We start from the raw sequence: 14,951 nt of genomic DNA on the forward strand, positions 1-14,951 counted from the left end.
ATGGCTGACATTTATATACTTTCACCAGATGATAAATTATTGACAGTGCTGTCCAGCCACGGACGAGAAACCTGTACGTTCTGGGATGCAAAATACAAGGAAGAGCTGAACAAGGGCTCTTCTTTTTCTTTTGTAGCGGACGCCTCCCATCCTGACGCACGCTTCTTATTTGAAGAGAATCAAGTGGTGTTCAAGGATAAGGACGGTGTACTGCGTCTGTTTGTCATCAAGGAATTGGATGATGCAGACGAAGAAGGAGAGGTTAACACCCAGGTTACCTGTGAGGCTGCCATGATGGAGCTTGCCGAAACATTTGTAAAAGATTTCCGCCCAACTAACAAAACTGCTCAGTTTGTACTGGACAACGTCCTTTCTCGGTCAAGATGGGTGGCGGAAGTAACGGCGGAGCTTGGAGTGAATTCGACTACCTTCTATAAAAAAACAGCGTTGGATTGTATTGCTGACGTGATCAATATATGGGGCGGAGAGCTTCAGGACACTATAGAATTTGATGGAAATAAGGTCGTCAAACGAATCATAAAAATACTTCCCCGTCGCGGTAAAGACAGCGGAAAGCGCTTTGAGAGTGATAAGGATACAACAAATATCCGGCGGACCGTTATCAGTTACCCAGTGACAGCCCTTTGGGGTTACGGGGCATCCATAGCATCTACGGATGAGGAAGGAGAGGAAACGGGCGGCTATTCCCGTTTTATTGATTTCTCTGAAGTAGAATGGAAAAAATCAAAAGGCGACCCGGTCGATAAGCCTTTAGGCCAGGAATGGGTTGGCGATCCGGATTTATTAGAAAGATTGGGGCGCCTTAGAGATGGAAAGTTGATCCATCGGGAAGGCCAGTTCAATAATGAAGACATAACGGAGCCGGAAGAGCTCTTAAAGGCCACGTATAATCATTTGATAACGACTGCATGTAAGACAGAAATCAATTATGAGCTGTCTGTGCAGCTGCTTGAGAGCGTGCCGGGACACGAACACGAACATGTGGAATTGGGAGATACAACGATCACGATTGATCGAAACTTCGCTATTCCAATCGAGACATCGCAGCGCGTTATTTCAATGGAATACGATATTACTGACCCTGAAAATACTTGCGTCGTTGAGATCGGCCAATTTTTATCGGCATTACAAAAAGACGGTAGGCTTGAGCAGATTGAAAGTGTGATCGAAAAGAACCGTGGCACTTGGGAAAGCAAACCGGACGCCGGAGAGGTTACGGACGGCAGCTTTCCCGACAAAGCACCGCCCGTTCCGTCGAATGTAGTGATCAAACCCATGTTTCAGAATGTGGCCCTGACATGGGACTATGATCCGTCCAGTTATATTGCAGCCTACGAGGTGTATGCTTCACAAGTAAATGGATTCACCCCATTAAAAGAGAATCGTATTTTCAGAGGCAAAACAGGCGGATACGAGCATTTTACGGGAGTAAATGAAGTTTGGTATTATCGCTTGCGCTCAATCAACACACGGGGCACAGCAAGCGAATTCACGGATCAGTTCTCCGCGACCACTCAGCGCATTCGGACTGATGACATTGTTTTCGGAGCGATCACAAAAGAAAAACTGGCCCAGCTGGCCGTCGATGCTGATAAACTTTCCAGAAACTTTGATGATGCTAATATCTTACCCGGCTCTCTTTTAAAATCTAAATGGTTCTATGATTATACGGACACCAGCCACAGTGTTGAGGAAAAAGAATTTAATGAAATGACTGTTTCTCAAATTATCAATGGAACAACTAGAATAGCTTTCGGAATATGCGGGAACAGGTCCTCGCCTGTTAATATTCAAAGAATGGCATTGGTCAAAGAACAACAATATACACTGTCTTTTGAAATAAAGCGGAATAATACCACCGACATAAATTATATTCATTTGAAAAAAGGCAGTACTTTCATACAAATTAGCAGCAATGAACAGAAAGATATTTCTGCTTTTCCGTCTGATCAATTTATAAGGGTTAATATCAAATTTACTGCTCCGGAAACCGGCTCTGATTACACAATTGGAATCGGCGGATATAATCGAAACGGAAACACTGAGCCCTGTAGCTTTGTTATTCGTAAGGTACAGGTACGCAAAGGCGATGTCATTTCTGATTATGGTTATAGCCCGTTTGATACTCAGCTGGTTGATGGGGTTATTGATGGCGACCACATCCAAAAGGCGGTAATAGAAGCAGCTCATATAAAAAATGCAGCCATAACAAGTGCGAAAATAGCTGAGGCGGCAATCGGGACAGCGGCTATTCAAAATGCGGCTATCGCAAAGGCACATCTAAAAGAAGCAATAATTGATTCGGTACACATCATTGATGGTTCAATAACAAACGCCAAGATCAAAGACCTTTCAGCGGACAAAATAAATGTCGGGACGTTAAAAGGTATCACGATTGAGGGGGTGACCATAAAAGGGGCCCGTTTCGAGGCGCTGACACAATCAGAAGATGCCGAATACTATATCGAAGGCGATAAGATTTACCAGTACACCAGAGACTCTCATTATGTTTACAACAAATTGATTGTTAGTTCTGGAAAAATAACGCAGGAACAAGGAAAGTTTTTTGATCCTGGTGATTCCTATAATGAAATCTACAGAACAGTTTCAATTGGTGATGGCAAAATAGAGCTCCGTGGCGCAGGCAAGCAAACCGCATATGAAACGGTTCCAACTATCTCAATGTATTCAGAAATAGGAGATGTTGGACAAGTTATAAGCCATTTTAATATGAAAATGGAAAGACAGGCAGCTGTTGAAGAAGACGCTTTTCTTCTTACTGCTACTACCAATCCTAAAAATATAGGAGAGCCGTTCACATATAACCGTTATCAGGCCCTTTTTGAAGGATCAGCTACTATTTATCGCTTTAAACCGAATAATTTAGATATTGATGTCCCCGGGGTCATTCGACTGAAATCAGGCCAAAAAACGATTGTTGATGCATCAGATTTAACGCTACCATTGGGAACCAAAGTTGTAGCAGGGAATGCAAAAAATTGCGAATTCAAATTGATGGGTGGCAATGTTTCTACAGAATTAGAAGACGAGCATGGAGGCCTACAATACGGTTTGATGGTTTACTGCTTTACTTGGGACATTAAACTGCCGCCTGACGGAGGGGCAACTGCGTACGCGCGCTACAATCGCATTCCTTTTGTTGATAGTTTTTATTATGCGCCTGAGAACGTTTTTGCGGCGGTAGGTACAGCCATTGGCGCATATTCTAATGCGGTTACGGTGGGATTAGAAAATATAAGCGCCAGTTCTGTTGATATTGGAGTGAGAGGGACCGGGACTACTGCCGGAGTTGCGGGAAAAACGATAAAGGTTCAAATTGTTATTTTTTACGAATCACAATAAGGGAGTAATTTTTATGGTTGAAAAAAGGGATTTTAACATGAGTCTTTATTATGCGGACGGCATCGAAATAGAAGAAACCGGCGCGGGAATTGAAATAACTGCCGGCTCTATAAAAAAAGGAGACAAGACATATCCCATGGAGGCTGTTTCGTTCGATCTGCAGCCGGACGATACAACAAAAGTAGCGTATCAATTATATGTCCTTCATGATATAAAGTCTGATGAAATAAGCTATTTGCTCACAAAAACTTATGTAGAGCCTGACGGTTATTATCAAGGGTACAGTGGGAGCAAAAAGCTTATTATGATTCCAGTTCAAATTGTCGTTGATCCACAAGGCAACCGAGAAGGGCTTATAACAATCTACGTTCAAAATAAGGAGGATGGCAAAGATGAAGCTTGAGCCCGTGGTATTAAATATTGAAGCAAAAGATAGAGAAATGGAAAAGACTACAGAGGAAAAGTTGCAGGAACAAGTCCTTGACCTTCAGCGGGTTTGCAATCTCTTGATGAATCAATAAAAGGAAACGGGGGGAGCCCATTGGAGAACCGAAGTGCTCTTTTCGGGTTTTTTGAGGATTGCTGGAAAAACGGAACTGTTTTGACCGTTGAAATGAGAAAAGCCGTTGAGAAAGGCCGCATTACGAAAGAGGAATACGACGAAATCACAGCAAAAGAACGAGGTAGTGCTTACCCTGACCAAGAATAAGGAGTGTGTGGAATGCAAGAAATGACAAAAGAAAAATTACAGGAACAATTTGAAATTGCAACATACAAGGCTGCTTCTTTGCTTGCAGAGCTAAATGAAAAAAACGAAAAGCTCGCTGAGTATAAAGCGTTGTACACTGCGGCTGTCAATAAACTGACCCAACTGCAAAATGCTTCAACTAAAACACAAAATGAAAATCAGAATGCACCAGCAAGCGCACCTGTAACTGAATAGGTGTTTTTATTTTGCCTCGAAGGAGGTGAAGCGTATGAGATAGAAAAAGGGGGGCGTACTAATGTCACAAATGACGGAGGTACCGGAAGTGAATGCTTTACAAAAAGAAATTACAGAGGTTAAAGCCGGGCAAAAGACTCTTGAACAGCGAGTGAGTGTCCTTGAGCGTTCTTCTGACAGGCATGATCAGCAAATCATTTCATTAAACGAAAAGCTGAACAAAATTGATGAAAATACGACTTGGATCAAACGGACCATCACAGGGGCCATAATAACGGCAGTCAGCACCGGTTTTATCGGCGGGGCTATCGCGATCATGTATAACCTGCTGCAAAAATAAGGAGGAAAATAACATATGAAAAAATTCGACAAAGGTACAGTCGTCCGGACTGTGCTTCTTTTTATTGCTCTCGTAAACCAAGTTTTAGTGATGTTTGGTAAGGATGTGCTACCGATTGCAGATGATCAAGTGAATGACCTTGCGGACGCGGTTTATTTAGGCGGCTCCATCGGGTTTACGATCATCATGTCACTGGTAGCATGGTTCAAAAACAACTATGTGACTGAAAAAGGCCATAAGCAAAGAACCGTTTTAAAACAGCACGAGTTGACCAAGTAAGGGCTGCCGTCGGCGGCCTTTTTATATTTCAAAACAGAATAGGAGAGATTTTTATGTCAGCATACAGAAACCAATATATTGATATTAATAAATGGACGCGGCCAGGAATCAAAAACAACGGCGTGAAGAAACTGGTGGTGCATTACACGGCAAACCCCGGTGCGCCCGCTGCCAATCATTATAGATACTTTGGTCAAACGCTCCCCGCACAAAACAGAAATCTGTCTGAGAAGAAACAGACGTTTGCATCTGCACATATCTTTGTCGATCGTACAGAGGCTATTTGCATCATTCCGTTGAATGAGGTGGCCTATCATGCGAATGACGTTCAGCAATTCGTCAACGGGCAGCCTTACCGGGGTGTCTCGGCGCTGAAACCGAATGCGAATTTCTTGTCTGTAGGCGTGGAGCTTTGCATTGAAAAGAACGGCACTTTCCATCCGGATACCATTGCTCGTGCGGAACAAGTTTGTGCCGAGCTGTGCAAAATGTATAAACTTGATCCAATCAATGACATTGTGCGACATTACGACATTACCCATAAAATCTGCCCGGCGCCGTGGGTAAGCAACTCGCAGGGGTTTACCGATTTTAAGGCCCGTGTTAAAAAACGAATGGCCGGCGTGGTTGTAACGGCGCCTGTATCAAATCCGGATGTTACCCATACAGACACAGGAAGATTCATCAAAAACACGGTGGTTTCAAGCGATGGCCTTGTTTTACGTACACAACGGAGTGCCTCTTCTTCCATGGTGCTTAACCTGCCGAATGGCACGGTTGTAAAATATCAGCTCGGATCAACTGTCAACGGATGGGGATATGTTGAATACACCAATTCTAAAGGCCAGACATTCCACGGATATGTGAATGTATCTTATATTAAGAGTGATAATGAGTTGAAAAGCGGCAGCAAGAAGAAGGCAACAGCCTCAAAGCCTAAAACCACTCAGAAATCAAAATTTAGCTTGCCTGCGGGTATTTTTAAAGTCACAAGCCCATTGACCCGAGGGGAGGCCGTAAAACAGATTCAAACAGCGCTGGCGGCTCTTCATTACTACCCGGATAAGAGCGCAAAGAATTTTGGAATTGATGGCGCATATGGTGCGAAGACAGCAAATGCGGTCAAGCGATTCCAGTCCATGTATGGCCTGACTGCTGACGGCATCTATGGGCCGAAAACAAAAGCGAAGGTCGAAGCGCTTTTGAAATGAAAATGAGCAGGCATTAGGCCTGCTCATTTTGTTTTAAATCATTTGTTAGGTATTCTATATCTTGTATGTACCGTTGTATAGTTTCCTCAATTGCATCTCTTACAACCCGAGGGTAACCCTTTTCACTTTCCTGTTTCTGCTCCTTCTTCAGTTCTTCTAAATCCTCTTTAAACAATTTAATAGCAGTCTTTTTTTGGTCAACGTTCATATGATTGTAAATTTTTCTCATGATAATTCTCCTTTTTTAACTAATTTTAAACAAAAATTATAAATTTTAGTATATAATACTATATTGGAAGGAGGTGGTAAAATGAAAAAGATTATGTCAAGCGTAATTATTCTTTCTCTCACAGGCTTACTTTTAGTATCAACACTATTACCAAGCGTTGCAAGTGCCGCAACTCCTAATAGTCAAACTGAGACTAAAGGAACAACACAGAGTGTTAATGTTCAAACTAACACTTTGAACAATTTAGCTGAGGAACAGAGTGAGGAGCCAGTGTTCCACACTACCGGCATTAAAGGCTATCTAGTCAAATTAGCTGCAAATACAGTCTCCTTAGGAATTAGACATGGCGGAGCAGCGGTTGGCCAAATATTAAAACATGCCGACGCTAAAGCAGCAAAAGCATTTAAAAAGAATTCAGGCTACATAGCAGATAAGATAGATGAAATAGCTGAACTTCCCGATGTTACTGCACATATGATTTCGGACAAGCTATTTAAGGCTTTGAAGGGTAAGATTGGCGGAGGATCGGCCAAAATAATTGCTGATGGTGTTTATTATGCTATTAATCTATTGTTGTTCTAAAAGCAGGTAAATGCCTGCTTTTCCTCTTGGTGAATGTATAAGCTCTGAAAAAAATTAGAGGCAGAGCGTTAAGAAGTATCGTTTGTATGATGAATGATTCCCTTCTCGTGACGAGGAGGGTTTTTTGTGATGTATGGCCTGACTGCTGACGGTATTTACGGACCGAAGACGAAAGTGAAACTAGAATCACTCTTAAAATAAATAAAATCCCCCATTTCGGTGGGGGATCAATTAATATATTCTTTCCAATTATCATAGAAACCCATATGATGCATTTCTATTACGTCATCATACTCTTCTGTTAAAACTAGAAAACTATTAAGAAACCTATTCCATTCTTGTTCAGACAACAATATCTTCAAAATATAAATAAACGAAACAAGCTTGCTGTTATTTAATTCTATCTTTGGTGATAGTCTAATCGAAAAAGAGAATTTTTTATTATAAACTCTTGAATAGTGAGCGCATGTGTTTCTTAATATAGTAATAGCCTCAAGCCAATTACTAAGCACTGCATGCGAAAGCCCATTATATAAGCTTTTTGAGATTGCTTTCTTATCTTTGCTATGCATGTTTTTGTAAAATTTCGATATAGTACCCATCGTGAGTAATTCAACTGCGCCCCAAATAGGCAGTTGACTATTATAATGGTTACGATGATGAACAACAAAAAGATCACTACTATTCATGATTGTTTTAGATAATTTTTCAATGAAATCTCTATGGAAATTTTTACTTTTTTGATCGTGGTTAAAATTTTCTGAAAAATGGTACCCTAAAGGACCATAAGTATCTGCAAAATTATATGCCAGTTGAGCTTTAAATGAAATCTCTATAAACTCAATAGCCCTCAATAAAATCCTTCTTAATTTTTCATCAAAATTATGTAAGCGTACTGCGTCATTAAATGAAGCATCAGAATGAAATTCATCGTTTACCTTCATTGTTAACATATAACCTGTCAAACGGTAATAGTTGATTTTTTTTAGGATGTTTAAGGCTTCAGTATCATCATCAACTTTTAAACCACGTTGTTTAAGTATTTCAAGTTGTTCTTCATGTGTTTTGAAGACTTTAGGAGTATGCGCGATTGACATAATTTACCATCCTTTAGATAAAAAAAAGTCTCACTGTGGTCCGCATTATTCCGAAGAACAAGAGGCGTGTGAGCTCTGTTACATTTATTATACTATTTATATACGGAATTGTCAATGTAAAGTTAGAAAATCCACTTTTCTTTTTTCTTATCCCAATTCAAAACACGATTTCTCATCAAATTTTTCACAGCAGCACGGATCGTCTGTTCATCTTTCCCGGTTTTCCTTTTCAATTGTTCCATGGAGGGATTTTTCCCGAAGCGGGTCATATTGAATATAATCCGATACACTTTACGCTCAAAATCGGTCATTCTGAATCAACTCCTAACGGGAGTATAAACGAATTTAGTTTCTGATTTCAATTTTGGTCACACAATTGGTCACACTTTATAAATTCAAATATGAATATCAATGAGAGATATGGGGGCAATCGAGCGAAAAAACAAATAACGAATTGCCTCAATGAATAGGAATGTATGTTCTTGAAAGTGATTGATCTATGGGCGGAATGATGTAATTTAAAGCGTTAAACAAGACGTTTTAAAGCTTCATCCACTATCTCATTTTGAAAAGCAGTTACGGATGCTTTTTCTAAAATGAGAACCGTCATGTAAATCAATTTAATAAGACTACTTCCTAAACAGGAGGTAGTCTTTTTTATTATTAAAATTTGCGTATTAAGACTTTTTGGATGACAGACGCTTTAAGACACAACAAAAGCAAACATTTGGAATTGTGAATCGATGTTTAGAGAATTTGTAAGTTACTGTATTGAGAAAGAAGTGGTAAATGTAAAGGATATTTCTTTTAGTCATGTCCGTTAATATTTCAAAGTGCCAAGGGAAAGGAAAGGAAAAAAAGCGGATATGATCAATGCAAAGCTTTTACGTATAAAAGCCTTTCTTTCTTAATTACATGGTCGAGTGTGGAGTCATTAAGAACAATTCCGCAAAGAGGGCAAAAAGAAGGTGTGAAGATTGATGTATTTAACGATGAGCAAATCCAGCAAATACTGAACTTCTACAGACGAGATATGACCTCGCGGCGGATAACAACTAAAGGCTGAACTACTTAACAAGGTGTATTAGACAATGTGGTGCTTTATTTTAACGGACAAAAGAAATTTAAACAAAAAAAACAATTTAAGATATGTGTATGAGAAATAATAGACGATTATAATCTTGAAGAATTAGATTAAATAAGTATATAAAAGCAGAAATGAGTATGGGATTAAATGGTCCTGGATGTATGACTAGGAATATTGAGATTGAGGAAATAGATAGTGTAAAAACTTATAGTCAACTAGTTAACATAAATGAACATATTCTCTAAAAAGCATCAAACATAAAATGAGATACACTTTTAATGTAATCTGTTTGTTGGACGCTGTATTTCGTAACAAAGGGAATAAGAAACTTTGTTTATTTCTAATCAATTTTCTACAAATAATTACATAAGACTTTAGTTATGCATTTTTAGACAAAAAGTTGAATTTATTGCCTTGGAATTGGAAATAATGTAGAATCATAGTAGAGATAATGATAAGTAAACATTACAATTTCTCGAAAAATCTTCTTAGGATGTGAAGGAGGGCTGATGAAAAATGGTTTCAATCTACGAAGCATTTTATGTCGATAACGATAAAAAAACATTAATTAGTATAGAAGAAATCAAGCCAGAAGAGTATTCCAGAAAGTATTGGGGAAAGCTTTTTTGTACGGAAGCAGGATGCGAAGCTAAATTATCATATGTGAAACTGCCAGGTAATAAAAGCCATTTCAGGAAGTGGAGAGAAAGTCCCCATTCGGAAAACTGTATTCACTTTGCTGAAAGAATCGATGGAAGAACTGGAACTAGACAAGTAGGTGTCCAAAATGGATTTATTTCACCAGAACAAATGAAAAAAGCACAAAGAGAAGCATTTGAGCTTGAAATTTTGAGTGCTGAAGAAAGAATAAAGAAAAGAGAAGATGATCGAGAAAAAAGATTGAATAAAAAAAATACCAAAAAAGTCACCAAAACAGTGGAACAACCAGCAATCAGAGTAATAGTTGATCCTGCTCATAAAATAGAAGATACGAATCAAGTGAAAGGTAGATTGTATAAGCGGGATGTAGATGCACTAAAAGAAAAAGATTTGGGGCAAACAAGGACTGTAACAGGAAGAATTGAGAAGGTCGAAACTGGAGAGAAAAGTGCATTAGTGAGAATTTGTAAAAATAATAAATTTGTAAATATAAGGTTTGGAGAAGCTTTTTTTGCTGATGCTCCTCAGTATGAAGGTTTGTTTCATTATATTGATCAATTTGCAACAGAAAATAATAACGCAGTCTTTAATGCTACTGGAGAAGTTAAGCAAAATGAACAAACTAATGAGTTTGAGTTAATTGTCTTTAACAGGGATGGTTTATTGGTTCATGGAAGGACTTTATCTTATATAGCAACTACTTACTCCATAGAATCAGACAAAAACTAAGATGAATAATAGTAGTAAATATATCGTTTAAGAACTCCATAAGTATTGTGGAGTTCTTTTAACGATAAAAGCTATACAAAGTACACTTGAGAGAGAGCTTTTTAAGTCAATGCTAATCGTACAGTTTATTTGCACAAATTATAATGGAGAATGATTGAATTTATTTCATATAATGAGGGAGGAAGTTATGAATAAGGTTGTTTTGATAGGAAATGGTTTGTCGGTAGGTTTAAATAAAGATTTTGCTCTTCCTAATATTACACAGAAGTTTTTCAATCGCTTAACTTCTGAACATAAGTCCTTCATTCAGCATCATATGGATAGATTAAAAAAGGGGGAATACATACAAACAGACTTTGAAGAAGCTATAGCCAGTATTGAACAAGCTTATGAATCTCTGAAAAATTACTATGATTTCCTTGATGAAAATGAGCAAGGAGAACGATTTATGGGGACTTATAGGTTGGAAAAGAATGAACTAGAAAAACATTTGAAAGCAATAAAAGAAATAATATTCGAGTATACAGCGTCAATTTTAGATTTAATAGATGGACACGTTCGTTGGAAAGAGATTAATGAAAGATTAGACGGATTTGTAGAATGGTTGCGAAACATTATTGAAGAATCTACTCGTATCGGTTTCTTTACTCTAAACTTTGATTTACTATTAGAAACTATATTGTTGGAAACTATAGGTACAAATAATTTTATGGATTACCATGTTCCTCGGGATAAATGGGAGTTGGCTGATAATGAAAAGCGATTTTTCTTTAGTCCAGAGTTGACACTATCCATGTTTGGAGAGAAAAAAGTGGAGCTCCATCATCTACATGGATCGCTTTCTTCTTTTAAGGATATCGATACAGGGAAAACTTTTAAGATAACTACAGAAACGTTACGTTCTCATAATGTCTATAATAAGATTTTTGACTATAATATTATCCCTTCCATAGTAACAGGTGGAGGGAAAAGTGCAAAAGTTCAAGAAATGCCATTTAATTTTTACTATAACAATTTCCGGCGTAAATTAGTTGATAAGAATAATCCATGTGATGAATTGTATATTATAGGATATAGTTTTCGAGATGAGCATATTAATAATTCAATATGTGAGCGTTTAAAACTTGATAGAAGTAAAAAAGATCCAAAACCGTTGCAAAGATTATTGATTGTAGATTTTAAGAATACTGAGGAAGAGAAAAATAAGTTTATTGATGATATAAATTTGGCGCTTAAATTAGGACCGAGAACTAAAGGAAGATTTGAGTATGGAGATTCTCGGGTAATGTTCGAAGGGGCAAATGCTCTTTCTTCAGTTAAGTTTTAGTTATAGATAAAGCGGCAAGGTTTCAAGACAGTTCACAGTAACCACTTTCTAATTATAGGCTATATAATATGTTGTAAGTAATCATGCATTGTCAAAAGCTAATGAAACGTGATTATACCAACAAAAGTAACACGCTCATCTCTACGAAATGTTGCGTCTGTAGCTGCAATGTTCTTATCAACGAAGCTGTTACCGCTGACAAGCCAGAAGAAAACGCTGGAGGCTGAATTCCTGATTTGAGCGGTATGGGCGGCATGATGAATTAAACTACGAAAACTCTTGATATACCAAGGGTTTGACCATTGATTTCATCTGAAATGCCCATAGCGTTCTATCAGAAAGACCTTATCAGTTAACTCAACTGATAAGGCCTGATTTATTTATAAATAAGGTGTGAGGGGTTTATCTTAGATGGAATTCACACTTTCCTAACTACAATGTGACTTCAAACCATTTCCTTCAAGCACCATTCTCAGCTGCTCAACCTCACCCCGAATCCCAATCCCAGGCTCCCACGAATCAATCAAACGAATCGCCTTTTGATTCGATTCCATCGCTTTCGTTTTCTCTCCTTTACGATACAACAGCTGTGCCATTCCGTAATAGTAATAGATCAACTCAACTTGATTGGCGTTATGTTTGTCATAGAGCATTTGTTCAAAGGCTTTTTCCGCTTTTTCGAGTTGATCACACTTTACGTAAGCCATGCCCAGGTTGAAATAGGCTTCTATTGTTTTTTCGCCGCCGTATGCGGCGCTGGTTGTGTTTGCCGCTTCGTATAATGTGATGGCTTCTTCGTAGTGAGAGCGGGCGAAACTCAGGTCGCCGCGGACCAGAAGAACCCTGTGCCGGATAATGGGGGAGACGGGCTGATCTTTGATGCCATCCAGCATTGCTGCCGCTTTGTCCGGTTCTCCGGTTTTTAACAGCAGCCTCGATTGCAGGGCGGTTCCCCATACTTTCAAGTCGTCGTGATCCGGCGCGCCTGATTGTTCGAGTATCTTCAGGCCGGCTTCTATTTGCCTGAGAGCTCCGTCTGAATCGTTGACTTCCATCAGCGCCCAGCCTGCCGTGTCGATCCTGAAGTAGGCTTCCCGTGTGTGTTCGCCTGATTGACGGGCGGCATCGGCGGCTTTTAATCCGTATTCGATTCGCAGGAGCAGGTTGATTCTGCTTAGAAAATGGCTGATGCGGATGATGAGTTTGATCAGGATGTCATGTTGTCCGGTTTCACTCGACCATTCGATGACCTTTAGGATGTTCGGCCATTCCTTTTTCATTTGCTCTAAATTCCGCCCCAGCAGGTAGCTCCAATAGACGGAATTCGGCCGTTCCCGTTTTATATGGGTTTCCGCATAATCAATATAATAATGCGCCCAGCGGCTGCGGGCTTCTTTTGCAAATTCGTGATTTTCTGATAAGTGCTGTTCTCCGTAAGCGACAACGGTTTGATGGGCTGCGTATTGAATTCTTCCTTCGCCTCGTTCCGGCTGTATTAAAGCATATGACCGCATTTGCTCAATCGCGTAATGAAACCGCCGGACGTCTAATCCGGCCGCTAGAGCCAAGCTTTTCTCATCAGGGGGCTTAGCGAAAAAGCAAAGCGTCTGCCATAGTTTTCGTGTGTCTTCATGACATCTGTCCCATGTGCGGCCAAAGAGAACCTCAAACAATTCCAATAATGAGTAGCCTGCTTGTTTAAGTTCTTGAATGAGCTGCGGAGCGGGGATGTCGTCGTCTGACATGTATGCAATGCTCAGTGCCATGGCCTTCGGGTTGCCGGCGGCTGCCGAGATGAATTCATTCTTAAGGTCAGGCGATAGCCGCAGCAGCTGCTCCAGCTTTTCCCGTTTTTGCGGGAGGTTGCATGTTTGCAGACAGCGGTGCACTTCTTGATGGAAAAATTCAAGGGCATCCGTTTGTTCAAGGCCGCTCAGCTGGATGGCCGCCAGTTCCCCGAGGCCGTCCCGGTATGTCTGTTTTACGTTTTCCCGTGCCGTAAGGAGGACTTTTACGCCTTGCGGAAGGCCGATGATAAATTCGTGAATGTCACGTTCCGCTGTATCGATGCTGTCAACGATCAGCAATACCGGTTTTTTATTTGAATGAGCGGCTAATGCATTGCGGACGACGAACCGTTTTTCGTTGATTGATTTATCGATTTGTTCGGTGCGTCCGAGCTGATAGGCGATCGTGTTTAAAAAATCGCTGAAGCTCAATCCTTTCCAGTCAGCGCTGATCCAGATGATGCTGTTGAATGCTGGCCAGTCTGGTGAACTGCCGGCACAAAGGTAGGCTGCTTCAAGAGCGATCGTTGTTTTCCCCATGCCGGCCCAGCCTGTGATTAAACAGACCGGTGACGGAGACAGCATCCATTGCCGGATCGCCTCTATATCAAAGTCGCGGCCGATAAAGTTTCCCGTCCGGCGTGACGGTAAGTTATGCGTGACGGAGTTTCTTGTAAGCGCATTCGTTTCGTGGCTTGGTCTGTCATGAAACAGCCGCTTTACTGCTTTTTCAACATCGTCATCACTCGGCGCTCCGAATGATCCGTCTTTCCGGAGTATTTTTGCTTTTTTTAGACAAGACGCCGTCCAAACGGGCAATGCGGGTTTGATGACGGGAATGGTGGTGGTTTCCAGAAGATCGGTCAGCCATTCAGGATCCATGTCAGTCTTTTCGATAATGATCCAGATCATGCCGAACAGCTTTCCGTCGTCAATTCGTCCGGGAATGTAGTTTGCGCCCATCTGTCCGATCCAGCTTTTGATCGTGTTAGAGGAAACGCCTAATCGGAGTGCGATTTGATCTATATAAGACTGTCCTGTTTTTTCGTTCTTTTTCCTTCTGACTTTATAATCAGGATGAAGTTTCAGCGATTTGACGGCAGGTGCCAGCAGTTCTGCAAAATGTGTCCGGTTTTCAAGTTCAGCCATTAGCCTGCACCTCCTATTAGTACTATTTTATCAATTCAGTGTTTTTTGTATATGAAAAAATAAAAAGTACAGTGCGGCTGTCCTTTTATACAGCAGGAAAGGCTGTTGAACGTATGGAAAAGCAGATAAAATAGGGGCAGTAACAGA

Annotated in this window: 15 protein-coding genes and 1 pseudogene; 12 read left to right on the plus strand and 4 right to left on the minus strand. The window is 40.2% G+C overall.

The features are described from left to right. From NYE68_RS03875 to NYE68_RS03910, 8 genes are all read left to right on the plus strand, one after another. Entirely contained in the window at window positions 1–3,384 is a 3,384-nt protein-coding gene (locus NYE68_RS03875; protein WP_342494069.1) for a prophage endopeptidase tail family protein, read from the plus strand. Window positions 3,385–3,397: 13 nt separating this feature from the next. Beyond that, window positions 3,398–3,787: a hypothetical protein gene (locus NYE68_RS03880; protein ID WP_134986466.1), complete on the plus strand. Its 390-nt coding sequence runs from the start codon at window positions 3,398–3,400 to the stop codon at window positions 3,785–3,787. Then, the gene (locus tag NYE68_RS03885) at window positions 3,777–3,905 is read left to right on the plus strand and encodes a hypothetical protein (RefSeq protein ID WP_277625814.1); all 129 of its coding nucleotides are present in this window, start codon (window positions 3,777–3,779) and stop codon (window positions 3,903–3,905) included. Before NYE68_RS03880 ends, NYE68_RS03885 begins: the two co-directional genes overlap by 11 nt. Window positions 3,906–3,925: 20 nt before the next feature. Further along, on the plus strand, window positions 3,926–4,093 hold the full coding sequence (locus NYE68_RS03890; protein WP_241457998.1) for an XkdX family protein: 168 nt from the start codon (window positions 3,926–3,928) through the stop codon (window positions 4,091–4,093). A gap of 12 nt (window positions 4,094–4,105) precedes the next feature. After that, window positions 4,106–4,327, plus strand: coding sequence for a hypothetical protein (locus NYE68_RS03895; protein WP_241458000.1), 222 nt, complete (start codon window positions 4,106–4,108; stop codon window positions 4,325–4,327). Window positions 4,328–4,388: 61 nt separating this feature from the next. After that, window positions 4,389–4,667 (plus strand): hemolysin XhlA family protein, encoded by a 279-nt coding sequence (locus NYE68_RS03900; RefSeq protein ID WP_013351240.1) that lies wholly within the window; start codon window positions 4,389–4,391, stop codon window positions 4,665–4,667. Window positions 4,668–4,682: 15 nt separating this feature from the next. After that, window positions 4,683–4,946: a phage holin gene (locus NYE68_RS03905; RefSeq protein ID WP_241458002.1), complete on the plus strand. Its 264-nt coding sequence runs from the start codon at window positions 4,683–4,685 to the stop codon at window positions 4,944–4,946. Between the two features lie 53 nt (window positions 4,947–4,999). Continuing rightward, complete coding sequence (locus NYE68_RS03910) at window positions 5,000–6,157, plus strand: N-acetylmuramoyl-L-alanine amidase (protein WP_241458004.1); 1,158 nt, start codon at window positions 5,000–5,002, stop codon at window positions 6,155–6,157. 13 nt (window positions 6,158–6,170) lie between these two features. Here NYE68_RS03910 and NYE68_RS03915 read toward each other — a convergent pair whose 3' ends face one another. Further along, a complete protein-coding gene (locus tag NYE68_RS03915; protein WP_088612287.1) occupies window positions 6,171–6,386 on the minus strand; it encodes a hypothetical protein in 216 nt (71 codons plus the stop codon). Window positions 6,387–6,467: 81 nt separating this feature from the next. Between NYE68_RS03915 and NYE68_RS03920 the strand changes: the two genes are divergently transcribed. Continuing rightward, complete coding sequence (locus NYE68_RS03920) at window positions 6,468–6,968, plus strand: hypothetical protein (protein ID WP_241458006.1); 501 nt, start codon at window positions 6,468–6,470, stop codon at window positions 6,966–6,968. 129 nt (window positions 6,969–7,097) lie between these two features. Then, window positions 7,098–7,169: pseudogene (locus tag NYE68_RS03925) on the plus strand (peptidoglycan-binding protein); the annotation flags it as partial. Between the two features lie 26 nt (window positions 7,170–7,195). On the opposite strand, the gene NYE68_RS03930 reads toward NYE68_RS03925, so the two are convergent. Then, entirely contained in the window at window positions 7,196–8,065 is an 870-nt protein-coding gene (locus NYE68_RS03930) for an Abi family protein (protein WP_241458008.1), read from the minus strand. Between the two features lie 122 nt (window positions 8,066–8,187). Beyond that, window positions 8,188–8,376: a hypothetical protein gene (locus NYE68_RS03935; RefSeq protein WP_241458010.1), complete on the minus strand. Its 189-nt coding sequence runs from the start codon at window positions 8,374–8,376 to the stop codon at window positions 8,188–8,190. A gap of 1,292 nt (window positions 8,377–9,668) precedes the next feature. On the opposite strand from NYE68_RS03935, the gene NYE68_RS03940 reads away from it, so the two are divergent. Beyond that, entirely contained in the window at window positions 9,669–10,541 is an 873-nt protein-coding gene (locus tag NYE68_RS03940; RefSeq protein WP_129091688.1) for a hypothetical protein, read from the plus strand. A gap of 187 nt (window positions 10,542–10,728) precedes the next feature. Further along, a complete protein-coding gene (locus NYE68_RS03945; protein ID WP_204530327.1) occupies window positions 10,729–11,868 on the plus strand; it encodes an SIR2 family protein in 1,140 nt (379 codons plus the stop codon). A 428-nt stretch (window positions 11,869–12,296) separates the two neighbouring features. Here NYE68_RS03945 and NYE68_RS03950 read toward each other — a convergent pair whose 3' ends face one another. Continuing rightward, window positions 12,297–14,804, minus strand: a complete 2,508-nt coding sequence (locus tag NYE68_RS03950; protein ID WP_324636080.1) for an NB-ARC domain-containing protein — start codon at window positions 14,802–14,804, stop codon at window positions 12,297–12,299. Window positions 14,805–14,951: the final 147 nt, after the last annotated feature.

It is taken from the genome of Bacillus sp. FSL R5-0447 (assembly GCF_038606125.1).
GTDB classification, from domain to species: Bacteria; Bacillota; Bacilli; order Bacillales; family Bacillaceae; genus Bacillus; species Bacillus velezensis.